The sequence below is a fragment of the Agrobacterium sp. CCNWLW155 genome (assembly GCF_036888815.1).
GTDB classification, from domain to species: domain Bacteria; phylum Pseudomonadota; class Alphaproteobacteria; order Rhizobiales; family Rhizobiaceae; genus Agrobacterium; species Agrobacterium radiobacter.
Genome location: NZ_JBAKFW010000006.1, coordinates 124,644 through 148,474, shown reverse-complemented (window position 1 = coordinate 148,474; position 23,831 = coordinate 124,644). Strand labels below are relative to the sequence as shown.

Annotated in this window: 19 protein-coding genes; 9 read left to right on the top strand and 10 right to left on the bottom strand. The window is 60.5% G+C overall.

Annotated features, from left to right (window positions below):
* Positions 1-221 precede the first annotated feature (221 nt).
* Positions 222-1,382, top strand: coding sequence for an efflux RND transporter periplasmic adaptor subunit (locus V6S97_RS18840; protein ID WP_080864452.1), 1,161 nt, complete (start codon positions 222-224; stop codon positions 1,380-1,382).
* 1 nt (position 1,383) lies between these two features.
* The gene (locus V6S97_RS18835; RefSeq protein WP_334427627.1) at positions 1,384-4,536 is read left to right on the top strand and encodes an efflux RND transporter permease subunit; all 3,153 of its coding nucleotides are present in this window, start codon (positions 1,384-1,386) and stop codon (positions 4,534-4,536) included.
* 288 nt (positions 4,537-4,824) lie between these two features.
* Here the strand turns inward: V6S97_RS18835 and V6S97_RS18830 are convergent, their stop codons facing one another.
* The gene (locus V6S97_RS18830; protein WP_111833947.1) at positions 4,825-5,367 is read right to left on the bottom strand and encodes an NUDIX hydrolase; all 543 of its coding nucleotides are present in this window, start codon (positions 5,365-5,367) and stop codon (positions 4,825-4,827) included.
* Positions 5,368-5,480: 113 nt separating this feature from the next.
* On the opposite strand from V6S97_RS18830, the gene V6S97_RS18825 reads away from it, so the two are divergent.
* From V6S97_RS18825 to ku (V6S97_RS18815), 3 genes are all read left to right on the top strand, one after another.
* A complete protein-coding gene (locus V6S97_RS18825) occupies positions 5,481-6,125 on the top strand; it encodes a DUF47 domain-containing protein (protein ID WP_111791817.1) in 645 nt (214 codons plus the stop codon).
* Complete coding sequence (locus V6S97_RS18820) at positions 6,125-7,126, top strand: inorganic phosphate transporter (RefSeq protein ID WP_003505604.1); 1,002 nt, start codon at positions 6,125-6,127, stop codon at positions 7,124-7,126. Before V6S97_RS18825 ends, V6S97_RS18820 begins: the two co-directional genes overlap by 1 nt.
* 90 nt (positions 7,127-7,216) lie before the next feature.
* Entirely contained in the window at positions 7,217-8,008 is a 792-nt protein-coding gene (ku, locus tag V6S97_RS18815; protein WP_165000624.1) for a non-homologous end joining protein Ku, read from the top strand.
* A gap of 12 nt (positions 8,009-8,020) precedes the next feature.
* On the opposite strand, the gene ligD is transcribed toward ku (V6S97_RS18815), so the two are convergent.
* From ligD to V6S97_RS18770, 9 genes are all read right to left on the bottom strand, one after another.
* Positions 8,021-10,513: a DNA ligase D gene (gene ligD / locus V6S97_RS18810; RefSeq protein ID WP_334427626.1), complete on the bottom strand. Its 2,493-nt coding sequence runs from the start codon at positions 10,511-10,513 to the stop codon at positions 8,021-8,023.
* 3 nt (positions 10,514-10,516) lie between these two features.
* A complete protein-coding gene (gene ku, locus V6S97_RS18805) occupies positions 10,517-11,350 on the bottom strand; it encodes a non-homologous end joining protein Ku (RefSeq protein ID WP_111791814.1) in 834 nt (277 codons plus the stop codon).
* Positions 11,347-11,634 (bottom strand): hypothetical protein, encoded by a 288-nt coding sequence (locus tag V6S97_RS18800; protein WP_080864459.1) that lies wholly within the window; start codon positions 11,632-11,634, stop codon positions 11,347-11,349. The genes ku (V6S97_RS18805) and V6S97_RS18800 overlap by 4 nt, the downstream gene beginning before the upstream one ends.
* 43 nt (positions 11,635-11,677) lie before the next feature.
* The gene (locus tag V6S97_RS18795; RefSeq protein WP_003505598.1) at positions 11,678-12,571 is read right to left on the bottom strand and encodes an SDR family oxidoreductase; all 894 of its coding nucleotides are present in this window, start codon (positions 12,569-12,571) and stop codon (positions 11,678-11,680) included.
* Between the two features lie 204 nt (positions 12,572-12,775).
* Positions 12,776-15,115 carry a bifunctional diguanylate cyclase/phosphodiesterase gene (locus tag V6S97_RS18790; protein ID WP_003505597.1) on the bottom strand — a complete coding sequence of 780 codons (2,340 nt, stop codon included), beginning with the start codon at positions 15,113-15,115 and terminating at the stop codon, positions 12,776-12,778.
* 189 nt (positions 15,116-15,304) lie between these two features.
* Complete coding sequence (locus V6S97_RS18785; RefSeq protein WP_111791462.1) at positions 15,305-16,408, bottom strand: hypothetical protein; 1,104 nt, start codon at positions 16,406-16,408, stop codon at positions 15,305-15,307.
* Between the two features lie 230 nt (positions 16,409-16,638).
* Entirely contained in the window at positions 16,639-18,225 is a 1,587-nt protein-coding gene (locus V6S97_RS18780) for an ABC transporter substrate-binding protein (RefSeq protein ID WP_003505595.1), read from the bottom strand.
* Positions 18,226-18,302: 77 nt separating this feature from the next.
* Positions 18,303-19,283 carry a mannonate dehydratase gene (locus V6S97_RS18775; protein WP_060725552.1) on the bottom strand — a complete coding sequence of 327 codons (981 nt, stop codon included), beginning with the start codon at positions 19,281-19,283 and terminating at the stop codon, positions 18,303-18,305.
* Between the two features lie 67 nt (positions 19,284-19,350).
* Positions 19,351-20,067 (bottom strand): FadR/GntR family transcriptional regulator, encoded by a 717-nt coding sequence (locus V6S97_RS18770; protein WP_334427625.1) that lies wholly within the window; start codon positions 20,065-20,067, stop codon positions 19,351-19,353.
* 206 nt (positions 20,068-20,273) lie between these two features.
* Between V6S97_RS18770 and V6S97_RS18765 the strand changes: the two genes are divergently transcribed.
* The 4 genes from V6S97_RS18765 to V6S97_RS18750 are packed head-to-tail and all read left to right on the top strand — an operon-like array spanning position 20,274 to position 23,764.
* The gene (locus V6S97_RS18765; protein ID WP_003505592.1) at positions 20,274-21,302 is read left to right on the top strand and encodes an ABC transporter permease; all 1,029 of its coding nucleotides are present in this window, start codon (positions 20,274-20,276) and stop codon (positions 21,300-21,302) included.
* On the top strand, positions 21,299-22,198 hold the full coding sequence (locus V6S97_RS18760; protein WP_334427624.1) for an ABC transporter permease: 900 nt from the start codon (positions 21,299-21,301) through the stop codon (positions 22,196-22,198). The genes V6S97_RS18765 and V6S97_RS18760 overlap by 4 nt, the downstream gene beginning before the upstream one ends.
* Positions 22,185-23,030, top strand: coding sequence for an ABC transporter ATP-binding protein (locus tag V6S97_RS18755; protein ID WP_003505590.1), 846 nt, complete (start codon positions 22,185-22,187; stop codon positions 23,028-23,030). The genes V6S97_RS18760 and V6S97_RS18755 overlap by 14 nt, the downstream gene beginning before the upstream one ends.
* Entirely contained in the window at positions 23,027-23,764 is a 738-nt protein-coding gene (locus V6S97_RS18750; RefSeq protein WP_112950966.1) for an ABC transporter ATP-binding protein, read from the top strand. The genes V6S97_RS18755 and V6S97_RS18750 overlap by 4 nt, the downstream gene beginning before the upstream one ends.
* Positions 23,765-23,831 lie beyond the last annotated feature (67 nt).

Here is a 23,831-nt window from a genome sequence, read left to right as displayed (position 1 = left end):
CGAAGACGACGCTGGAGCATTTACAACCAGGATCCATAATGGTTTCACCTCTGGAAAATTCATAAAAACAGAACTTTGGAGCACTAGGCGGTTCCGTTTAGGCAGGCGCGCCCCGGAGGGTAATGCTGCTGCAATTATGGATGCCTATCCAGAAACCATCCGCCTCGACAGAGGCAATGCGACCGCCTGAGCGGCGGTCCCGGGATGGAAAGGATTTCAGTATGTGGATGAAGAGAACCATCAAGGCGGGGATCGCGCTTGCAGGTTGCGTTCTCGTTGTCACCGCTCTCGATCCGGCGCGCGGCGGCGTCGATGCGAATGAGCGTGTCAAAGGCATCGTGAACGGGCTCGTCGAAACCGCTTCGATGAGCCCCGCAGGCACGCCATTCGAGCTGACGGCCGCGGAAACGGCAAAGATCGGCACGCGCCCGATGGTGGAGCGGCTTGGCATCAGCGGCGAGCTTCAACCGATCACCCGTGTGGTGATCCGCGCCCGTGAGGCCGGCAAGATCGTGGAAATGAATGTCCGCGACGGAGATACGGTGCAGGCGGGCAAGCTGCTCGTGCGTTTCGAAACCGATGAGTTGCAATCGACGCTTTTGCTGCGGCAGAGCGACCGGGATGCGGCTGAGGCCGAGCTGATGCTGGCGATGCAGGCCCTGACGAGAACCGAACAGCTTGCCCTGAAAAACATCGCGTCGGCAGAACAGCTCGACAAGGCGAAAAGCGATGTCGCGGTGAAGACGGCAAGGCTCCAGAGCCTTGCGGCGCAGGCGGATATCGCCCGCCTCGCCCTTCGCAATGCCGAAATCCGCGCACCCTTCAGCGGCACCGTCACCCGTCGGCTGGCCGAGGCGGGATCGCGAGTCGGTGCGGATGGCGAGCTTCTCACACTGGTCGATACCAGCGTGCTGGAAGCGAAGGTTCTTGTCGCCACCCGCGACATACCGCGCGTGGCGCTCAGCCAGACGGCGGAACTGGCGATCGACGGCCTTGGCGGCCAGATCGTCAAAGGCACGGTCGACCGCATCAGCCCGGTTGCCGAAGACGGCACCCGTTTCGTCGCCGTCTATCTGCGGCTTGCCAATCGGGACGGCCGGCTGTGGGGCGGAATGTTCGCCAGCGGATCGATCCTCCTGCGTGAAAAGAACGATGCGCTTGTCGTTCCCGCAATCGCGCTGCGCAAGGACGAGACGGGTTACCATGTGCTGAAGGTGGAGGATGGCCATCTTCGCCGCCAGACGGTCGCAGTCGGAGCGCGCTGGAACGATGGCGACCTGGTCGAGATCGCCGCCGGCCTGAAGGATGGCGAGACCATCCTCACCGCACCGCTTCCCGAACTGGGGCCTGACATGGCCGTCACCATCGACAAGGCAGGCTGAAATGTTTTTGACCCGCATATCCGTTACCCATCCCGTTTTCGCCACCATGATGATGGTGGCGCTTCTGGTCATGGGCGCCTTCTCGCTGCAGCGGCTTGGGCTGGACCAATATCCCAATGTTGACGTTCCCGTGGTAGTCGTCGTCACCTCTTATCCGGGCGCGACGCCGGAGACGGTGGAGACCGAGGTGACGCGCCCGGTCGAGGACGCGCTGAACGCCATTGGCGGCCTCGACGAGGTCACGTCCACCTCCTATGAGGGGCGCTCCGTCGTGGTCGCGAAATTCAAGCTCGAAGTGCAGAGCTCGGCCGCCGCGCAGGAGGTCCGCGACAAGATCGCCGCCATCGAGGCGAATTTTCCGAAAGACGCCCAAAAGCCCGTCATATCGAGGTTCGACCCCGCCGCCGAGCCGGTCCTGTCGGTTGCGATCAGTTCGACGTCGCTCGATGTGCCCGCCCTCACCACGCTTGCCGACCAGAGGGTGGTGCGGCAGCTGACGACCGTTGCCGGCGTCGGCCAGGCAACGCTGGTTGGCGCCCGCAAACGGCAGATCGATGTGACGATCGACGAGACGCGCATGCGCGCCCTTGGAATCGGCATCAACGAGGTTGTGAATGCGCTGCGCGCCGGCAATACCAACAGCCCGGCCGGAAGCGTCGTCGATCCCGTCTCCGAACGGACGATCCAGGTGCAGGGCCGTATCGAGGAGCCGCAGGCGCTGCTGGATATGGTGGTGGCAAGGCGCGGCGGCGCGGCCATCGAGCTTCGCGATGTCGCCAAACTTTCCGAAGGGGCAGCCGATGCCGAAAGCCGCGCCCTCTATAACGGCCAGACGGCGCTGGCGATCGACATCGTCAAGGTTCAGGACGCCAATACCGTTCAGGTGGCGACGGATGTGAGAAAGCGCCTCGATGCGCTCAACGCCGAGCTTGCCCCGCAGAACGTGCAGCTGCGTATCGTCACGGATTCATCGATACCCATCCGCGAATCCGTCGGTCAGGTACAGACGACGCTGATCGAAGGTGCGGCGCTCGCGGTCGCCATCGTCTTCCTGTTTCTCAATTCCTGGCGCAGCACGGTGATTACCGGGCTGACATTGCCGATCGCCATCATCGGCACGCTCACGGTGATCGATTTCCTCGGTTTCACGCTCAATACGCTCAGCCTGCTGGCGCTGACGCTTTCCATCGGCATTCTCGTGGATGACGCCATCGTGGTGCGCGAAAACATCACCCGCCATCTGCATATGGGCAAATCCCACCTGCGCGCAGCCCTCGACGGCACCAATGAAATCGGGCTTGCGGTCATTGCGACAACGGCGACGATCGTGGCGGTTTTCCTGCCGGTTGCCTTCATGGATGGCATCGTCGGCCGGTTTTTCTATGAATTCGGCGTCACCGTCTCCGCCGCGGTGCTGATCTCGCTTTTCGTCGCCTTCACGCTCGATCCGATGTTATCAAGCGTCTGGTACGATCCGGACGCCCAACCCGATGCAAAACGTGGCCCGATAGGCCGACTGATCGCACGTTTCGACCGCGGCTTCGAATGGATGGCCGGCCAGTATCGCCGCGCCATCGGCTGGACCCTGCGGCACCGGCTCGTCACCCTGCTTGTCATATCGGGCATATTTATCGCCAGCTTGTTCATGGTGCCGCTGGTCGGCACGGAATTCGTTCCGAATGCCGATGAGGGCCGCTTCCAGGTCAACATCACCGCGCCGGTCGGCTCCTCTCTGGACTATACGACGACCAAGGTGCGGCAGGTCGAGAAGGCGCTGAGGGAATTTCCGGAGGTCGAGATGCTTTATTCCACCATCAACACAGGCGGCGCCGCCGGCAAACATCGCGCCGCCATATTGGTGGGCCTGGTGCCGCTCGATATGCGAAGCCGAACCCCGCTCTCCCTTGCCGAGCCGGTTCGCAAGCGCCTGTCGGCCATACCTGGCATTGAGGTCACGATCCTGCAGAATGGCCTTGGCGGCGGCGAAAGCCCGGTGCAGCTGAGCATCCTCGGCGACGACCGGGCTGTTCTTGAAAAAATCGCCGCCGGCCTCGTCGAAGACATGAAAAAAATTCCGGGCCTCGTGGACGTGACCTCCAGCGCCAAGGATGTGACCTCTGTCCTGTCGGTACGCCTGAAGCCTGCGGCGGCGAGCGATCTCGGCATTGCCCACGCCGATCTTGCCGCAGCACTTTCCCCCCTTATCGGCGGCGAGGATGTGTCGAAATGGACGGATAGTGACGGCAATACGTACGATATCGTCACCCGCCTGCCCGCCGAGCGGCGGTCCGACCTGGCAAGTCTCGGTGAATTGATGATTGCGACCGGCCGCACGGCGGCGAACGGTGCACCGCTGATGGTGCGTCTCGATCAGGTTGCCGATATCGGCATCATGCCGGCCCCCGCCGAAATCCGCCGCATCGACAATCGCCGCGAGATACTGGTTTCGGCCAATATTGCCGGCCGCACGCTCGGCGACGTGACGGAGACGCTTCAGGGCCTGACCGCCGGTCTTGACCTGCCGAACGGCTATCGCATCCGCTTCGGCGGTGACGCCGAAACCATGCAGGAAACCGTCGGCCACATGGTCACGGCGCTCAGCATGGCCGTCATCTTCATCTACATCGTGCTCGCCTCGCAATTCGGCAGCTTCTTGCAACCGCTCGCCATCATGGCGTCGCTGCCGCTGTCGCTCATCGGCGTCCTCATCGGGCTGATGGTCGCCGGCAGCACCATCAACATGTTCTCACTGATCGGCTTCATCATGCTGATGGGCCTCGTGACCAAAAACGGCATCCTGCTGGTGGATTTCGCCAATCGCGAGCGGCGGCGGGGGCTTTCGCTGAACGAGGCGCTGGAGAATGCGGGAGTCATCCGCTTCCGTCCGATCATCATGACGACGCTTGCAATGATCTTCGGCATGATCCCGCTCGGTCTGGCCGTTGGCGGCGGCGGCGCGCAGCGTGCGCCGATGGCCCATGCGGTGGTTGGCGGCCTCATCAGTTCCACGCTGCTGACCCTGATCGTGGTGCCGACCATCCTGTCTTATCTGGACAGCATCATCAGGCGTTTCGCCCGCCTGTTACCGAAAGGGCCGGATGAAACGGGGCATTCGAACCATGAGACACAATCTTCCCAAAAGCAGCCGGCCTGACAAGGTCGGCTGGACACCAATCCGGCTGACAACGGGAAGGCGCCACCGCCTTCCCGTCATTCCGGATGGCGCGCCTGTCGTCATCTCAGCAAGAGAATCGCGGCCGGGCCCGCCAGAAGCAAAGCGATGGCGATAATCGGGTGGAGATAACGCAATAGGAAGCGGAGAACGGGGCGGCGTAAATTCATGCAACGGGCTCCTGACGACAATCATCAGGCAAGGTTGGGCATGCCCTATTGCGGCGGCATTACAGTCCTGACGGAAGGAAGGAATGCCGGGCAGATGCGGTTACGATGTCTCAGCGCTCCGGCGTTTCTTTTTGCCCTTTGGCCGGAAATCGACCAGCAGCGATTTCAGTTCGATATCACGAACGCGTCTTGCCGCTTCGTCAGGGCGCACCCATTCCAGCAGGCGTTCACCGTGCTCCTTGAAGGTCGCGTCCGTTTCCGTCACCTCTATCTGGAAGACGTCGACCATGCAGGGAACGACATCGCCATTGTCGAGCATCTTGAGATAGGTATAGCGGCCCACCGCATCCTTCTTCACCCGGCCGCGCACACCCGCCTCCTCCCACGCTTCTATCGCCGCCGCCTGATGCGGTTTCTTGCGCTTCATCGGCCAGCCGCGCGGAATGATCCAGCGCTGACTGGTACGGGACGTGACGAGGAGGATTTCGACATCCACGCCGTTGGCGGCATAACGGAAACAGAGCGCGGCATATTGCTGCCGGAAAGCACCGGTGAAGAGCTTTTCGGGAACCGCAGCCAGCTGCTGGAGCAATGTGAGTGGACGGGCCGGACGGGTTTTCCGGCGTTTCTTGGAAGATTTCATATCCGTTGATAGTGCTGATTTTCCGGGTTGCATCAATGCCCCGCGTGCATTTATGACAGTTTTATGACAATCACCCCCCACAACTGATAAAGCGCCATTGAGGGCCAATTCGCATGATGAGTATTTTTCGCAAGCTGATGCCGCGCGAGGACCGTTTCTTCGACATGTTCAGCAAACATTCCGAAACCGTCATCAAAGCGGCTGAAGCCCTTGACCAACTTTTAAGCGGCATCGACGTCGAGAAGAACTGCGACCTCATCGTCGCCCTCGAGCATCAGGCGGACGAGATCACCCGCGAGGTGCTGCTTGCGGTCAGGCGGAGCTTCATCACGCCATTCGATCGTGGCGACATCAAGGACCTCATCCAGTCCATGGATGACGCCATCGACATGATGCACAAGACCGTCAAGACCATCCGTCTGTTCGAGCAGAGCGAATTCGATCCGCTGATGAAGGAGATGGGCCACGAGATCGTGCGCGCGGCGGGCCTGATTGCGGAAGCCATTCCGCTTCTCAACAAGGTCGGCACGAATGCGCATCGCCTCTCGGCCATCGCCGAAGAAGTGACCCGCGTCGAAGGCCGCTCCGACGAGCTTCACGACTTGGGTCTGAAGGACCTCTTCCGCCGGCATGGCGCGAGCGGCGATGCCATGGCCTATATGATCGGCAGCGAAATCTACGGCGAACTCGAAAAGGTCGTCGACCGCTTCGAGGATGTGGCCAACGAGATCAGCGGCATCGTGATCGAGAACGTCTGATGGATGTCGCGCTTGCCCTGCCGCTGCTCGTCGGCCTTATCGCCATCGCGCTGTTCTTCGATTTCCTGAACGGTCTGCATGACGCCGCCAATTCCATCGCCACCATCGTCTCCACCCGGGTGCTGCGGCCGCAATATGCGGTCGCCTGGGCGGCCTTCTTCAATTTCATCGCCTTCCTGTTCTTCGGCCTGCATGTGGCCGAAACGCTCGGCACCGGCATCATCGATCCGGCCATCGTATCGCCGCAGGTCATTTTCGCGGCGCTGATCGGCGCCATCGTCTGGAACATCGTCACCTGGATTTTCGGCATTCCCTCCAGCTCCTCGCATGCGCTGATCGGCGGCCTCGTCGGTGCGGGTTTCGCCAAGGTGGGCTTTAACTCCATCGTCTGGTCGGGCCTGCTGAAGACCGTGGGGGCGATCTTCATGTCGCCGGCCATCGGCTTTTTCCTGGCGCTCGTTCTCGTGCTCGCCGTGTCGTGGCTGTTCGTGCGGCAGACGCCCTTTGCGGTCGACCGCACCTTCCGCGTCATGCAGTTCATCTCCGCCTCGCTTTATTCGCTGGGGCACGGCGGCAATGACGCGCAGAAGACCATGGGCATCATCGCCGTGCTGCTTTTCAGCCAGGGGCATCTCGGCGAAAGCTTCTACGTGCCCTTCTGGGTGGTGATTTCCTGCCAGTCGGCCATGGCGCTCGGCACGCTGTTCGGCGGCTGGCGTATTGTCCATACGATGGGATCGAAAATCACCCGGCTGAACCCGATGCAGGGTTTCTGCGCCGAAACCGGCGGCGCGCTGACGTTGTTCGGCGCCACATGGCTCGGCATTCCGGTCTCCACCACCCACACGATCACCGGCGCCATCATAGGTGTCGGCGCTGCACGCCGTGTCTCGGCAGTGCGCTGGGGACTTGCCGGCAATATCGTCATCGCCTGGATCGTGACCATGCCGGCAGCCGCACTGATCTCCGCTGCCGTTTACGGGCTGACCTCGCTGTTCTGATAGCTCCAATGCTGTCCCGATTTGCCGTCCCTCCCGGAACAAAAGCCACCCTGTGACTGTTGTTCCGGGAGACCAATGCGGATCGCGGACATGGCACGGCAGGTTTTCTGGAAGGGTTATCTGAAGCTGTCACTGGTGACGGCCTCCGTCTCGTTGACGCCTGCGACGACCGAAGGCAACAAATACCGCTTCCACATCCTCAATCGAAAAACCGGCAATCGCGTCGAAAGCCGCTATGTCGACAGCGTCACCCACAGGCCGGTCGCTGCCAGGAACCAGGTGAAGGGTTTTCCGCGCGGCGAAGACGATTATGTGCTGCTGGAGGATGATGAGATCGACGCGGTGGCGCTGGAAAGCACCCGCACCATCGATATCAAGACCTTCGTGCCAAAAGGGTCGATCGACTGGATCTGGTACGACCGTCCGCATTTTCTGCGCCCGGAAGACAAGATCGGCACCGAAGCCTTCAGCGTCATTCGCGAAGCCATGAAAGCGAACGATGTTTTCGGCATTGCGCGTCTGGTGATCTACCGTCGTGAAAGGGCAGTCCTGCTGGAACCTTCAGGCAAGGGCATCATCCTGTGGACCCTCCATTACGGCGAGGAGGTGCGCGAGAGCATCGACGCGCTGGAGCCGAAGATGAAAATCGACCGGCCGTTGCTGGACGCCATGGAAAAACGCATCGGCAAACAGGTCACGGGTTGGAAGCCAACTCTGGTGCAGGATCCCATTCAGAAAAAGATCAAGTCCCTGCTGAAGACCAAAGGCGAGGAGGCCTCCTCCTCGCCAAAGAAAACCGGCACGAAGGCCCGCACCGGCGGCAATGTCATCAACATCATGGATGCGCTGAAGAAAAGCCTCGCTTCCGAAAAGAGAAGCTGAGGATCGGCGTCTTCACCGGGCCTTTTTCGGCAGCGGTTCGGCGGCGGTAAAAAAGCCGTCCCACGGGTCTTTTTTCAACGCGGAAAGACGAGCCCCGATATTGTTGACGGTGAAATGAGCCGGGCCGATCTCGGCTGTCAGTTCCGACCATTCGAGCGGCGCTGAAATGGCGGCTCCCGGCCGGGCGCGTGTCGAATAGGCCGCAACCGCGGTATTGCCCCTGCCGTTGCGCAGATAGTCGATGAAAATGCGGCCCTGCCGTTTCGCCTTGGTGGCGACGGAGAGATATTTCTCCGGTTCGGCCTTCGACATATCAACCGCCATGGCCTTGGCGAAGGCTTTTACCGGGGGCCAGCCCGCCTGCGGCTTCAGCGGTGCGACGACATGCAGGCCCTTGCCGCCCGAGGTCTTGACGAAAGCGGCAAGCCCGGCCTCTTCGAAACGCCGTTTCAGTTGCAGCGCCGCCTCGATCACCTCTTCCCATGCCACATCCTCGCCGGGGTCGATATCCATGGTGATCATGTCAGGCTTTTCCCAATTGGCGGTGGTCACGCCCCATGGGTGGATTTCAAGCGCGGCAGATTGCACGAGCGCCATCAGGCCATCAAAATCGGTGATGCGGATCAGCGGTTCACCGCCCTTGTTCTTGGGGTCTCTGATCTGCTCGACCGCCTTGTTGATGCCGCGCCAGGCATGTTTCTGGAAGAAACGCTGCCCTTCTATACCCTCCGGGCAGCGCAGCAGTGCCAGCGGCCGGTTGACGACAAAGGGCGCGATGTGCCGCCAGACCTGCGCATAATAATCGGCAAGCCCCTCCTTCGTCACGCCATCGTCCGGCCAGTACAGCCGGTCCGGATGGGTGAACTTGATTGTCGATTGCGGCGCCTTGGTGTCGGACACGGCCTTCTCCTCGCGTTCGATTTCTCCTGCGGGCTTGTCTTCGCGCAGCCCCCGGAAAGAGGCATGACGCAGATTGCCATCTCCAGACCATGCGCGAAACTCCACCTCCGCCACCAGTTCCGGCTTGACGAAATGAAGATCGCGTCGGGCAAGCGCGGTGAGTTTCTCACCGAACGGGCTTTCCTCGCGCTCAAGCGGCTTCAGCTGGCCAAGCAGCATCTCCGCCACTTCGCCCGTATAACCTGTCCCGACACGTCCAACATGGCGCAGCTTGCCATTTTCATAAACACCGAGCGCCAGCGATCCAATGGCGTGGTCCGATGTCGAGGAGACAGTATAACCACCGATAACGAATTCCTGTCGCATCGAGCATTTGGATTTTACCCATTCTCCCTTACGCCCGGAAACATATTTGCTGCTCTTGACCTTGGAAATGACACCCTCAAGACTGAGCCGACAGGCATGGTCGAGGACAAGCGCGCCACTTTCTTCAAAATGCTGGCTGTAACGGAGATAGGGATCGCCCGCCGGCAACAGCTTTTCGAGCAGCGCCTTTCGTTCGCTCAATGCTGCACCACGCAGATCGCTGCCATCGAGATAAAGAAGATCGAAGGCGTAAAATACGAAACGGTCGCTGCGTCCTTCGCTCAGATCCTGCTGCAAGGCGGAGAAATCGGAAGCCCCGCTATCGCGTTCCACGACGATTTCGCCGTCGATCAACACCGTTTCCACCGGCAACGCCTTGATAGCTCCTGTCACGGCCCCGCCGAATTTCTCCGTCCAGTCCAGCCCGCTGCGGGTCAGGAGCTGGAGCTTGCCCTGATCGACGCGCGCCTGCAGACGATAGCCGTCAAATTTGATTTCATGCAGCCAGCGATCTCCGTCGGGCGGTTTCGGCTTGAGCGTCGCGAGCGCCGGCGGCACGAAGGACGGCATAGCCTGTTTGCGCGCGCCTTTGGGCAGCGCATGCGCCTGTTTTTTGCCCGACGTCGAAGCGGCAGCCTTTTTCGATACCGGCTTGGAATTCCAGGTATCTTTCGGTTTGGCCGCGACTTCCTCGACGCTGCGCCCGGTTTTCACCGATTCCGGCCGTTCCTCCAGAATATCCGCACCGCCTTTATGTCTGGCTTCCTCGTCGTCGCCCTTGATCAGCAGCCAGTTTTCCCGGCTTTCGCCCGGCTTTCCATGCATGCGCACCAGATGCCAGCGTCCTTTCAGCTTTTCGCCTTCCAGTTCAAATTCCAGATGACCTTTGCGATAACCTTTCCGGGCGTCACCGATCGGCTGCCAGTTGCCGCGATCCCAGACAATCACGGTGCCGCCGCCATATTGTCCCTTGGGGATAACACCTTCAAAATCACCATAACTGAGGGGATGGTCCTCCACATGCACGGCAAGGCGTTTGTCCTCGGGATCGAGACTCGGGCCGCGCGTCACCGCCCAGCTTTTCAGCACCCCATCCATTTCCAGCCGAAAATCATAATGAAGACGGCGGGCATCGTGTTTCTGGATGACGAAGCTCGATCCCTGCTGTTCGATCTTCGCACCCTTGGGCTCCGGCGTCTTGTCGAAACTGCGCTTGGCGTTATAGGCCTGCAATCCCATGGATCAGCTCGCTTTCCGCGACGCCTTGCGGCCTGCTGCCGTCGCCTTTTTCTTGCTGTCCGCTCCCGCACCGGCGCTGCGGCGCAGGGCCTCCTTGAGATCGATGATATTGTCCTCCCGGCGTGGCGGCTGTTTCGTGATTTCCCGGCCTTCGATCTTGGCTTTCACCAGTTCGGCCAGGGCATCATTATAACGGTCGCTATAGTCTGCGGGATCAAACGTACCGGCGCGCTTTTCGATGATGTGACCGGCGAGCTCGAGCATTTCTTCATCAAACTCGATATCGGGGATCGACTTGAAGACGGATGTCTGCGAACGGACCTCGTAGCTGAAATTCAGCGTCGTCGCGACGAGAGCCTTGCCGCTCGGACGGATCAGCAGGATACGGTTGCGGCGGAAAAGCACCGCTTCGCCGAGAGCTGCGACATTCTCGTCGTCCATCGCTCTGGCAAGAAGCGTCAGCGCCTCTTCACCACCCTCCCCGCCCGGCGCGAGATAATAGGACTTGTCGAAATAAAGCTTGTCGATCTCGTCACAGGGCAGGAAGTGACTGACGCGGATGACCTTGTCGCTCTCTGGCATCAGCTTCGCGATCTCGTCGCCCTCGATGACGATATGATCACCATTGTCGAGCTCGTATCCCTTGACCTGATCGTCGCGAAGAACCGCCTCGCCGGTATCACTATCAACATATTGCCGCTCGACGCGGTGACCGGTCTTGCGGTTGACGATATTGAACGCGATTTTCTCCGCCGAGGTCAGTGCGGAATAAAGACCGATTTCGCAGTTGAAATCGGCAAAGGTCAGATGGCCTCTCCAACTGGCTCTCCGGTTCATGACCGTCGTCCCTCGTCATCGCTACGGGAGGGTATTTCCCGGCGTCGGTCGCCGGCCAGAATGCGCTCGATGGCGGGTACATCCGCCTCCGCCAGAACCGGCACCGGGTCCGAAGCCATGGCTTCCAGCACCTCCGGCGAAAGGCCCCCATTGCGGATCACCCACTCCATCGCCTCGCGGGTCTGCCGCTCCGCTTTCAGCTGCGCATAAAGCGCCAGTATCAGCCGGTCGCGAACATCGAAGCTCTTCAAGCTACTGTCTGAACGTTCTGCCTGCCGTTTCATCTCGAAATCCTCAAAGGTCTATCCGGCATTGGCGGGCACCGCCTCAGGCAATGCCCCTGCCGCCGGTGACGCCATAAACCTCGCCATTGATGAAGCTCGCATCCTGCGACGCCAACAGCACGTAAACGGGCGCCAGTTCCACCGGCTGTCCCGGACGGCCGAAATCGCTGTCCTTGCCGAAATTCTTCACCTTCTCGTCCGGTTGGCCGCCGCTCGGCTGAAGCACCGTCCAGAACGGCCCCGGCGCAACGGCATTTGCGCGCACGCCCTTTTCGATGAGCTGTTTGGCAAGCGCTTTCGTATAGGCGACGATACCGGCTTTGGTGGTGGCGTAGTCCAGCAGGATGGCGGAGGGCTCATAAGCCTGTATCGAGGCGGTGGTGATCACCGACGACCCCGGCTTGAGATGGGGAACAGCCGCCTGCGCAATCCAGTGCAGGGCATAAAGATTGGTCTTCATGGTGCGGTCGAAATCGTCGGTCGACAGTTCTTCTATGTCTTCGCGATATTGCTGTCTCGCGGCGTTGATGACCAGAATATCCAGCCCGTCGAGATCGCCAGCCGCTTTCTCAACCAGTTCGCGGCACCATGCCTCATCGGTGATATCGCCGGGCAGCGCAACCGCCACGCGACCTTCCGCCTCGATGAGCGCCACGACCTCCTCGGCGTCGGATTCCTCTTCCGGCAAATAGGAGATCGCCACATCCGCGCCTTCCCTTGCAAAGGCGATGGCGACCGCGCGGCCGATACCTGAATCGCCGCCGGTAATCAGCGCCTTGCGCCCGGCAAGCTTGCCGGTGCCCTTGTAGCTTTTTTCTCCATGGTCAGGGAAAGGCGTCATATTCGTCACCAGACCCGGCATCTCCTGGGTCGGGGTCGAAAAGGGCGGGCGCGGATACTGGCTGCGCGGGTCCTGCGGCTCGAGGCGGTCTGTCATCGCGGTCTCTCCCGTCAATAGAAGTTCATCCGAGGCGCGTTCATGACAGGGGATCAAACCACTCCCGTCAGGCTGGTCGTCGGCACCGCCGGGGCAACCGCAGCATGGACGCGCCATACGCAACCCTAACGATCTGCCGTCGCTCTCGTTCCATCGGATGTGGGAAAGGCGGGGCGACGGCGTCCTGCGCCGTCGCCTCTTTTATCAAACGGAATGTTTCTTCCGCGTGGTGGTTCTTACGACCTGCGCGGGCGCGACATCCGGTTTGCCGAAGAGATAACCCTGCGCCTGCGCGCAGCCCTCGTCGACCACCATGCGATATTGCGCATCCGTTTCAATCCCCTCCGCCGTGACCGGCAGATCGAGGCTGCGGCCAAGGCCGATCACCGCGCGCACGATGGCGCGGGCATTGTCATCGTCGCTCATGGCGGCGATGAAACTGCGGTCGATCTTTATCTTGTCGAAGGGGAAGCTCTGCAGGTTGCTGAGCGAGGAATAACCCGTACCGAAATCATCCATGACGATGGCGACACCGAGCGCCTTCAACTGGTTGAGGATGATCAGCGTCGTCTTGCGATCTTTCAGAAGGGCAGCTTCCGTGATTTCGAGCTCCAGCCGGTTCGGCGAAAGCCCGGTCTGCATCAGGACGGTGCAGACGACATGCCCGAGATTGGCCAGCGAAAACTGCAACGGTGAGACATTCACCGCGACCTTCAGATGCGGCGCCCAGCCGGCCGCCTGACGGCAGGCCTCACGCAGTACCCATTCGCCGAGCGAGATGATGATCCCACTTTCCTCGGCAATCGGAATGAAGACATCCGGCGGCACCACGCCCCGTGTCGGGTGCTGCCAGCGCACCAGCGCCTCGTAGCCGACGACCTGGCCGCATTCGACTGACAGCACCGGCTGATAGTTCAGCAGCAGCTCGTTGCGATTGATGGCAAGCCGCAGATCCGTCTCGAGCTGGCGGCGTTCGCGCGCCTCCTGATCCATCACCGGGTCGTAGAAAGCCAATATGCCGCGTCCGCCCATCTTCGCGCGGTAAAGCGCCAGATCTGCGGCATGCATGATGCTTTCATGATCCCGGCCGTCCCGTGGGAAAACAGCGATGCCGATGCTGACGCCAACGGAGGTCGGATCGTTGGCGACATTCATCTTCAGTGCGAACATGCCAAGGATCGTCTCTGCCAGCAGGCGCGCCTCTTCCGCCCTGGTGTGCCGCGCGGTCAGGATGACGAACTCATCGCCACCGAGACGGGCCACCACATCGCCTGCCCTTGCACATTCATCGAGAATGGCGGCGACCTTTTTCAGGACGCGATCCCCTTCGGCATGGCCGAATATGTCGTTGACCGCCTTGAACCGGTCGAGATCGAGCGCCAGCAGCGCAAATTCGTCATCCTCGTCGCAATGCTCGATCTGCTGGTGAAGACGGGTCTGGAACATGGTGCGGTTGGAAAGGCCGGTCAGAACATCATGGCGGGCGAGATATTCGATTTCCCGCTGCGCTTCCCGCTTTTCCGTCAGGTCACGGATGGCCATCACCTCACAGGGGCGGCCGCGATATTCGATCGTGCGTACGCTGAGTTCGAATATCTGCGCCTGCCCGGCGCGCTCGCGCACCGCCTCCACCGGCGTATGGCGCGGCAGATAAGCAGGCTGTCCGTCGATAGCCTTGAAGAGATCGTCGGGGTTCTGTCCGACCAGCGATGCTTCATCCCTGCCCAGAAGGCCGGCAAAACGGGTGTTCAGCTCCACGATCCGCCCATCGCGGACGACGGCGAGGCCATCAAGCGTGGCATCCACGAGACCCTTGAGATCGACAAGATAACGATCCACCAGGGCGGCAGCGGCGGTGGAAGACAGGATCAGGAACGTGACGCCGGAAATGGCGCAGATCATGATCAGCCGGGCGACATTGTCAGGATCAGGCCCGGATACGGACGGATCCGGCGAAAGCACCGTGGCCGACATGGTCGTGAAATGCAGCGCGCAGATCGCGAAAATCGCCGATGCGGCCGGCGCGGCGATGCGCTTCCAGGAACCGATGCCACGGAAAAGAAAAAAGGCCAGCAGGAAAGACACCCAGGCAACCGCAAAACCGCCCAGCACCGGCCCCCACCGGTAGCTGATCGTGGCGGCGACATCCATTCCCGCCATTCCGACGAAATGCATGACGGCAACCGACAGGGTAATGAGCGTGCCGACGATGACAGGGCTGTAAGCGGCCTGCGAGCGGGCGGTGAGCGCCAGCCAGAAACCGATAACGGCGAAAACCGCCGACAAAGCCGTGAAGGCGAAATCATAACCGATCGGAACCGCGCCCTTATAGGCGAGCATGGCGACGAAATGCGTGGCCCAGACGCTGAGGCCTCCGGCAAAGGCGGCAACCAGCACCCAATAGGGCTTACGGCCGGCCGGACTTTCCTCCGCACGCAACAGAAGGTGAAAAAAAGCAAACATGCCAAGCAGGCAGATAACAGCTGCAAGAAGAACGACCGCCCGGTCGTGCTGTATGGCAACGCATTCCAAAACCGTGAACATGCTGCACTCTCCCAGCCTCTGAAGAACCGCTCACGGTGGCACTATGGGAGTGCTTTATTTATAAATCTCTAATGCAACTATTGATAATTGTATCAATATTTTCTCGCGCAAAGGAAAAGAGTTCGGGCCGGCGTGCCAAGCTGTAACACTTTTGGCAAACCGACCCGAAAAAGTGATCGACCGAAGCTTTTACTTCCAGCTTCGATAATCTGCCGCGGTGCATCCGAAAGGCGCCGGGCCATTGGCGAAACGCTCCTGCAGACGGGCGCAACCCCACTCGTTCAGTGCTGCCGGCAGCATGTTGTTGATGTCCATTCCGGGCGAGTTGAATTGCGACGGAGCGCTTGTGACATACCACAGCCAGTAACCGAACACCGCAACGATGATGACGGCAACGATGGCAACGAAAGTGCCCAGTCTGCGCAGCAGACCCGGCCCTTTCTTCATCGCCGCGGCCTGGGCCGCGGCAGCCCCCTGTGTCTCATTCGCGACCATCGGGGCAAGCGATGCGAGAGCTTCCGCCCGCTCCTGCTCCGTAAGGTCGATCCGTTCCAGCTGATCGTCGAGCAGAACCGGTAACGCGCTGTTACCATGCAGGACCGCGAGCGCCACATCATGTTTACCAGTATGGCCCACGACAACGGGAATGCGACCCCGCTCCAGATGCGTAAAGGATTGCCGCTTGGTTTTATCGTCCCTTACAGTATCGGCATAAGTCACGAAGAGACGGCTGCGTTTTTCGGCAACGGCCGTCAGCGCGACCGGGATGACGGTCAAAGGCGCGGGCTTGCGCAGCTGCAGACGAACCCGCAGGACACGGACAAGTGTGAACAGCATCGCAAGACTGCCGAAACCGAGCAGGGCGACGAACACGCCGAGCGTGATGATACGGTTCCAGAGCATGTCGAGGCCCAGCGAAATCGTTGCGAGTTCCGGGTTCTTCGCGGAGATGACCAGCCCGGTTTCATAATCGCCGGAATGGAAATCGACGAACATGACCTCGACATCCTTCTTGTAGCTCACGCCCGCCTGTTCATAGGAAAGATCCGCCTCGCAGGTCGTGAAGATCGCCTTGCGCGTCTTGCAGCTGCCGTTGATATCGCCGTTTTCAATCTCCAGCGGGTCTTTGCTGATCTGATAGTCGCGCAATATGCCCGGGCCTTCGGCCACGAGCATGACGACCGTGATCACCAGAAGCACGGGAATGGAGAAATAATAGGCCGCCGGCACCGAAATGACGCCACGTTTGAGGCTCAGCGGCCGCGACGGAAGTTTTATCTGTGCAAGGTTCATGGTCGTCAACGCATTCTTCGGGAGGTGGGTGAGCGGAGTTCGCGACTCTCGCCCGACGGAAGGAATAGTCATCGGACGGTCTAATCCGATGAAGTCCTTGAGAAAACCCCCTGAAATTGCGGGGATGATACCGACAATCCACTGCCGCGGCCGGGCTCCGCGGTTGGCCACTGATAAAAAACGGGCGGTAAAACCGCCCGTCACAGGTTTTTCGGAGGCTGTGGTTGCCCTTAGTCCTTCGTAACCTTTTCCAGCCGGGTCGTCTGGCTGGGGTGTCCCACATAATCCTTCACGCGCGCATTCAACACGATCGGCTCGAATCTCTCGAACATCGGCAGCACCGCCGGCTTCTGGGCGACGAACATTTCCTGCATCTGGGTGTAGATTTCCCCGCGCTTCTTGGCGTCGGGCTCCAGCGAAGCCTTTGCCGTCAGGGCAGTCAGTTCAGGAATGTCCCAGGCCGAGCGCCAGACGAAATTGCCGGCGTTGTTGGCGGCAAGCGAGTTGTCGGGATTGCTGGAAAACTGCTCCATCGAGCCCAGCACATTCGGCATGTAGGCGCCGGTCTGCGGAATGAGCAGGTCGAAATCCCGCGCGCGATGGGCGGCAATCACGTCCGAACCGTTACCCTGCTGGATATTGACCTTGATGCCGATCTCGCTGAGCGAGGCCTGGATCGCGGTGGCGAGGTCGATGCGCGGCGTCTGCGCGATCGTCTTCAGATTGAGCGTGAAGCCGTTCTCATAACCGGCCTCCTTGAGGAGAGCCTTCGCCTTCGGAACATCGAGCTTCCAGTCCGGGCTCGGAATGGCATATTCGAAGTTTTCCGGCACCGGCACCGTGCGCGCCCGGCCATAAGGACCCATGATGGTCTTTTCCATGCCCTTGTAGTCGATGCCATAGGCAATCGCTTCGCGGACCTTGGGGTTGGACAAGGGCTCCTTGCCGGCATTCATGGACAGGACGTAGAAGCCGCCCGTCGGCACACGCTGAATCTGGAAACCTTCCTTGTTGTTGAAGATTGCAAGATCGGCAGCCGTCAGCGCGCTGGCGATGTCGATATCACCGCGCTCCAGCATCAGGCGTTCCACCTGGCTTTCCGGCACATGGCGAACGATGACGCGGCGCATTTTCGGGCTGCCGGCCACATAATCCTTGTTGGCCTCGAGAATGATGATCTCATTCGGCGACCAGCGATTGAGCGTAAAGGGACCGGAACCGGCGGAATTGGTTCTCAGCCAGCCATTGCCCCAATCGTCATTGGTTTCATGCGACTTGAGTTCCTTGCTGTCGACAACGCTGGCGATGACCATGGCCAGACGATAAAGAAGCAGTTCAGACGTCGTCTCACCGGAAAGATCGATGCGTACCGTTTTTTCATCCGGTGCGCTCACCAGCTTGTCGATATTGTCCGCGTTGTAACCCACGCGCTTGAGGTTGGCTGCGGCCGCCTGGTTCATCTTCAACAGGCGGCTGAGCGAATAGACGACGTCCGCCGAAGTTACCGGATTGCCCGAGGCGAAATTGGCCTCGCGCAGATGAAAGGTGATGCCCTTGTCATCTGTCTCCCAGCGTTCGGCAAGCTGTGGCGAAACCTTTCCAGAACCATCCACCGAAATCAGGCGGTCATAGAGGTTGGCCATGATTTCATTGGCTTTTGCTTCGGTGGCCTGGTGCGGGTCAAGCGACAGCACCTGGGCCAGCGACGTTCCGATGACAAGCTGGTCATTGGGTGTTTTGGCCAGGGCTGGCGCGGCCTGTACCAGCATGGCCCCAAGGGCGGTGGTGAATGCGAGACGGATCAATGATTTTCTCATACCTGCTCCTCCTACAGATCGGTAATTCATGTTTGGGAAAAAGCCGCGACGCAGCGGGGCGTCGCGGGCCGGAATGGTCAAAGATGTTTGTTATCAAGCGCTTCGATCAAGGCGGCGATGTAGCCGTAGCAGAAGGCGAAAGCGACACCGACGGCATCGCGCCCGGCAATCGTCGGCACGTGGTCGGGCATGATCATGTAGCGATAGCCGAGTTCGTGATAGAGTTTCAGCGAACGCACCATGTCCATGTCGCCCTCATCGGGGAACGTCTCCATGAAGGAGAGTTTGCCGCCGCTGATATTGCGGAAATGGACGTTGAAAATCTTGTCGCGGCTGCCGAACCACCTGATGATGTCATCGATCTCCTCGCGCGGATTGTCGAGCATCTCACCGATCGACCCCTGGCAGAAATTCAGGCCATGATAGGGGCTCTCGCGCATCTGCACGAATTTCTTCAGCCCTTCGACCGTGCCGAGTACGCGGGTGACGCCCCTGTAACCCGGAGGTGTATAGGGGTCATGCGGATGGCAGGCCAGGCGCACGCGGTTACTTTCGGCCACCGGCACCACACGCTCGAGGAAATAATCGATGCGTTCCCAGTTCTCGTCTTCGGAAAGAACGCCAGCCAGGCCCGGCGCGGCATCATGATCCGCCTTGTCCCAGCGCCAGGCTTCATTGAGCGATCCGCCGCGGCCACGCTCCATTTCCGTGCGCGGAATGCCGATGAGGTTGAGATTGTATTTCGCGGCGGGGATTCCGGCCCTGGCGATATCTTCAATCATCTTGCAGACCGCATCGATCTGCCGGTCACGATCCGGCCCGGCCAGCAGGATATCGGGATACGACGCCTGTTCGATGGGCCGGGACGGCAGCGGCAATTGCACCATGTCCAGGACAAGGCCAAAGCTTTCGACCTTGTCACGGTGGCGTTCAAAGTCCTCAAAAGTCCAGCTCGCGGGTTTTCCGGGCGGATCAGCGTTGATATTCTTGACGCCGAGCTGCGCCCAAACCCTGAAATCCTCGTCATCGCGCGCAGCAACCTGGGTGCCGACATACATCGATTCTCTCCTCTCTCCATGCAAGTCATCATATGACATCGCATGAAATAAGATGAGTGTCGAGATACTATTGCGCTTCCGACAGCAACCTGTATCGGCGCTGGCTCGCAAGCATATGTTCGCGCATGGCTTTTCGCGCCGCGTCGGGATCCTGTTCGACGATGGCGAGCAGGATTGCCCCGTGCTCGGCCTGCACTTTGCGAAGATAATTCGCGTCACCGGTTTCCGGCAGCGTCGGGAACTGCCCACGCGGTATGGAGCGCGAACCGAACTGACGCAGCGCCTCCAGATAAAAGCGGTTATTGGTGGCGATCGCGATGGCCGTGTGGAACTCGTAATCGGCATCGACGGTGGTTTCACCCGCATCGATGGCGCGGGCCATTTTCCGGTGCGCCGCAGAGATTGCGGCTTCCTGCTGGGCCGTGCGGCGATAGGCGGCGATTGCCGCCGCCTCCCCTTCCGTCGCAAGCCGGAACTCGAGCATTTCCAGCGTTTCCGCGATGGTGCCGACCTCGGATTGCGTCAGTTTCACGCCGGCCCATTCACTGGCATTGCTGACGAAAACACCTTTACCCTGGATCGGAACGACATAGCCAGCAGAGCGCAGATCGGCAATCGCCTCGCGAACCACTGTCCGACTCACGCCATAGCTGCGCTCCAGCTCCGGTTCCGTGGGAAGCTGATCACCGTTTTTCAGTTGTTTTCCACTGCGAATTTCTGCGCTGAGATTATCGATGATCTGTTGTGCCCGCCTCTCCCGCGGCCTCACCCTGTCGCCCATCATGCCACTCTTCCCTCTTGCAGAATACGAATCCCTTCGCTACTCATATGATGACATGACAGCACGTCATATGTTTTCATGTTAACTCAGGGAGGAGTTGGGATGAAGTACCATCAAGAGTTTTTGCAATGGAGAATTGCGCGTCTGCGGCGAGCAGCGTGCAAAGGCTCCACCGCTGACAGCGTTCTCACAGGGAAGTACGGCCAGCAATGACGGAGATCTCACTGCGCGGGCTTGGACATCGTTTTCTGCAACTGATCGTCAGCCTCTTCATCCTGCTCTGCATCACCTTCATCATCGGCCGGGTCATGCCGACCGATCCGGTCGGGGCAATCGTCGGCGAACTTGCCGATCCCAAAGCCTATGAGGCCATGCGAGCACGGCTGGGGCTCGATCTGCCGCTTTACCAGCAGTTCTTCATCTACCTGCGCGGCCTGCTGCATGGTGATTTCGGCATTGCGATCCTGACCGGCAACCCGGTGACCCGCGATCTGGCGCAGGCGTTTCCCGCGACCTTCGAACTCGCCACGCTGGCGATCATCATCTCGACGGTCGTCGGTGTCCCACTCGGTCTTGCCGCCGCCCTCTTCCGCGATACCTTCATCGACAAGTTCGCGCGCGTTTTTGCGCTTGTCGGGCATTCGATACCGGTCTTCTGGTTCGGCATCGTCGGGCTGGTGATTTTCTACGCGAACCTCAACCTTGTCGCAGGCCCCGGCCGGGTCGACGTCTTTTACGAAGGCCTCGTGGAGCCGAAGACGGGATTGATGCTCATCGACACCCTCCTTGCGGGTGAGACGGAAATCTTCTGGAACGCGCTTGGACACATCATCCTGCCCGCCATCATCCTCGCCTATATGGCCATGGCCTACATCACCCGCATGACGAGGGCCTTCACCCTCGAACAGCTCAGCCAGGATTATGTCATCGCGGCACGGGCCAAGGGCGTCAGCCCCGCACGCACCATAACCCGTCATGTGCTGCCCAACATCGCCGTGCAGCTCATCACCGTTCTGGCGATTTCATATGGAAACCTGCTGGAAGGCGCCGTGGTCACGGAGATCGTCTTCTCCTGGCCTGGCATCGGCCAATACATGACGAATGCGCTGCTTATCGGCGACATGAATGCGATTCTGGCCGCCACAATCGTCATCGGCTTCATTTTCATGTTGCTCAACTTCTTCGCCGATCTGGCCTATACCACGCTTGATCCCCGTACACGGGAGGCCGCCCGATGACCGATATCGCGCACAACAATACTGTTGATCGACCCAGCGCCCTGTCGCGCCTGTCGACCACCACCATGCGGACGCTTCGAAAGCTTGCTGACGAACCGCTTGGCATGTTCGGCTTCGCCATTCTGGCCATTCTGGTCGTGGTCGCCATTTTCGCCCCGCTCATCGCGCCTTACGATCCTGCCCGTCAGGCGCTCGAAAACGCGCTCCAGCCTCCCAGCTGGGCGCATCTGGCCGGAACCGACGAATTCGGCCGCGACATTTTCAGCAGGCTTGTCTACGGCACCCGCATCACCATCCAGACGGTTTTGTCAGTCTCGATCATCGTCGGTCCGATCGGCCTTGCCATTGGCGTGGTGGCCGGCTTCTTCGGCGGACGAACCGACGCGATCCTGATGCGCGCGACCGATATCGTCCTGTCCTTCCCGTCGCTCGTGCTGGCGCTTGCCTTTGCGGCCGCCATGGGCGCCGGTCTCGGCACGGCGATCATCGCAATCTCGCTGACCGCATGGCCGCCGATTGCGCGTCTTGCCCGTGCGGAAGCCCTTGTGGTGCGCAATACCGATTACGTCGCCGCCGCCCGTCTCTATGGCGCCTCGCCGATGCGCATCCTGTTTTTATACATTGCGCCGATGTGCATTCCCTCGGTCATCGTTCGCCTGACATTGAATATGGCCGGCATCATCCTGACCGCCGCTTCACTCGGCTTCCTTGGTCTCGGGGCTCAGCCGCCGCTGCCGGAATGGGGCGCGATGATCTCCAGCGGCCGCAAGTTCATGCTCGATTACTGGTGGGTCGCCGTCATGCCCGGCATCGCCATCCTGCTGACGAGCCTTGCCTTCAACATCGCCGGCGATACGCTGCGCGACCTCCTGGATCCGCGTCATGCCCGTTCCTGATAGCTCCCCCATCCTTTCGGTCCGCGACCTCAATGTCCGTTTCGGCCGCAACACCATTCCGGCCGTGTCCAACGTCAATTTCGACGTCGGGCGCGAAAGGGTCGGTATCGTCGGTGAGTCCGGCTCCGGAAAATCCACCACCGGCCGCGCCGCCATGCGGCTCCTGCCGAAAAGCGCCACGGTGACGGCGGAACGGATGGATTTTCTCTCCGAACCGCTGCTCGAGAAATCCGAACGGCAGATGGGCGCGATCCGCGGCAGCGAGATGGCGCTGATCATGCAGGATCCGCGTTATTCGCTGAACCCGGTGCTGCCGATCGGAAAGCAGGTGGCGGAGGCCGCCGAACTGCATCTGGCGCTGACCGGAAAGGCGGCGAGAGGTGCTGCCCGCGACATGTTGCTGCGCGTGCGCATCAACGATCCCGACCGCGTGATGGCGCTTTATCCGCACCAGATATCGGGCGGCATGGGCCAGCGCGTGATGATCGCCATGATGCTGCTCGCCAAGCCGAAGCTGGTCATTGCCGATGAGCCGACCTCGGCCCTCGATGTCAGCGTGCGCAAGGATGTGCTTTTGCTTCTGGACGAGATGGTGCGCGAGAATAATTCCGGCCTGATCCTCATCAGCCATGACATCCGCATGGTCGCGGCCTTCTGCGAACGCGTGCTGGTCATGTATGGCGGGCGCGTCGTGGAAACGCTGACGAAGCTGGAGGATGCGCAGCATCCCTATACGCGCGGCCTGATTGCGGCGATGCCCGATCCCCGCAATCCGGTGCGGCGTCTCAAGGTGCTGGACCGTCAGGCAATCGATGCGGAGGTGATGCGATGATCACGGTGGACAAGCTCAACGTCGTCTACGGCGCCAAGGAAAACCGCAATCACGTCGTGCGCGGCGTCAGCCTCACGGTCAACAAAGGCGAGACCCTTGGTATCGTCGGCGAGAGCGGTTGCGGCAAGTCGACCTTGCTGCGGTCGCTGGCGGGGCTGGAAGCCGGCTGGACCGGCTCGATCAGCTTTAACGGCAAACCGGTTGGCAAGACCCGCAGCCCCGACGAACTGAAGCTGGCGCAGATGGTATTTCAGGACCCCTATGGTTCGCTGCATCCACGCCACCGCATCGGCCGGGCGCTCGCCGAACCGATCCGCGCGATGGGCCTTGGCGATGGCTGGTCGAAGGTTCCCGCCGCCCTGCAGCAGGTGGGCCTGCCCGCACATTTCGCCGAGCGCTTCCCGCACGAACTTTCCGGCGGCCAGCGTCAGCGCGTGGCAATTGCCCGCGCGCTGATCCTCGAGCCGCCGATCCTGCTGCTCGATGAGCCGACATCCGCACTCGACGTCTCAATCCAGGCCGAAATCCTGAACCTGCTTGCCGACCAGCGCGAAGAACGCGGCCTGACCTTTGTTCTCGTCAGCCACGACCTCGCGGTCATCGCCCATATGTGCGACCGCGTGCTGGTCATGCAGAACGGCGTTTTTGTCGATGAGTTGACCAAGGCCGATCTTGAAGCGGGCGTTACCCATTCGGCCTATTCAGGCGAGCTGTTCGAAAGCAGTTTTCTCTGAAATCCTCCGTCGCGACATGGTCGGCAATAGCCTGAACCGCGACGGAGCTTCCTCCGGATGGACATAG

What these genes read in the sequence shown, in the direction of transcription:
- V6S97_RS18840 (WP_080864452.1), top strand. Translation starts at nt 222, where the DNA reads ATGTGGATGAAGAGAACCATCAAGGCGGGGATCGCGCTTGCAGGTTGC.
- V6S97_RS18835 (WP_334427627.1), top strand. Translation starts at nt 1,384, where the DNA reads ATGTTTTTGACCCGCATATCCGTTACCCATCCCGTTTTCGCCACCATG.
- V6S97_RS18830 (WP_111833947.1), bottom strand. Translation starts at nt 5,367, where the DNA reads ATGAAATCTTCCAAGAAACGCCGGAAAACCCGTCCGGCCCGTCCACTC.
- V6S97_RS18825 (WP_111791817.1), top strand. Translation starts at nt 5,481, where the DNA reads ATGATGAGTATTTTTCGCAAGCTGATGCCGCGCGAGGACCGTTTCTTC.
- V6S97_RS18820 (WP_003505604.1), top strand. Translation starts at nt 6,125, where the DNA reads ATGGATGTCGCGCTTGCCCTGCCGCTGCTCGTCGGCCTTATCGCCATC.
- ku (WP_165000624.1), top strand. Translation starts at nt 7,217, where the DNA reads ATGGCACGGCAGGTTTTCTGGAAGGGTTATCTGAAGCTGTCACTGGTG.
- ligD (WP_334427626.1), bottom strand. Translation starts at nt 10,513, where the DNA reads ATGGGATTGCAGGCCTATAACGCCAAGCGCAGTTTCGACAAGACGCCG.
- ku (WP_111791814.1), bottom strand. Translation starts at nt 11,350, where the DNA reads ATGAACCGGAGAGCCAGTTGGAGAGGCCATCTGACCTTTGCCGATTTC.
- V6S97_RS18800 (WP_080864459.1), bottom strand. Translation starts at nt 11,634, where the DNA reads ATGAAACGGCAGGCAGAACGTTCAGACAGTAGCTTGAAGAGCTTCGAT.
- V6S97_RS18795 (WP_003505598.1), bottom strand. Translation starts at nt 12,571, where the DNA reads ATGACAGACCGCCTCGAGCCGCAGGACCCGCGCAGCCAGTATCCGCGC.
- V6S97_RS18790 (WP_003505597.1), bottom strand. Translation starts at nt 15,115, where the DNA reads ATGTTCACGGTTTTGGAATGCGTTGCCATACAGCACGACCGGGCGGTC.
- V6S97_RS18785 (WP_111791462.1), bottom strand. Translation starts at nt 16,408, where the DNA reads ATGAACCTTGCACAGATAAAACTTCCGTCGCGGCCGCTGAGCCTCAAA.
- V6S97_RS18780 (WP_003505595.1), bottom strand. Translation starts at nt 18,225, where the DNA reads ATGAGAAAATCATTGATCCGTCTCGCATTCACCACCGCCCTTGGGGCC.
- V6S97_RS18775 (WP_060725552.1), bottom strand. Translation starts at nt 19,283, where the DNA reads ATGTATGTCGGCACCCAGGTTGCTGCGCGCGATGACGAGGATTTCAGG.
- V6S97_RS18770 (WP_334427625.1), bottom strand. Translation starts at nt 20,067, where the DNA reads ATGATGGGCGACAGGGTGAGGCCGCGGGAGAGGCGGGCACAACAGATC.
- V6S97_RS18765 (WP_003505592.1), top strand. Translation starts at nt 20,274, where the DNA reads ATGACGGAGATCTCACTGCGCGGGCTTGGACATCGTTTTCTGCAACTG.
- V6S97_RS18760 (WP_334427624.1), top strand. Translation starts at nt 21,299, where the DNA reads ATGACCGATATCGCGCACAACAATACTGTTGATCGACCCAGCGCCCTG.
- V6S97_RS18755 (WP_003505590.1), top strand. Translation starts at nt 22,185, where the DNA reads ATGCCCGTTCCTGATAGCTCCCCCATCCTTTCGGTCCGCGACCTCAAT.
- V6S97_RS18750 (WP_112950966.1), top strand. Translation starts at nt 23,027, where the DNA reads ATGATCACGGTGGACAAGCTCAACGTCGTCTACGGCGCCAAGGAAAAC.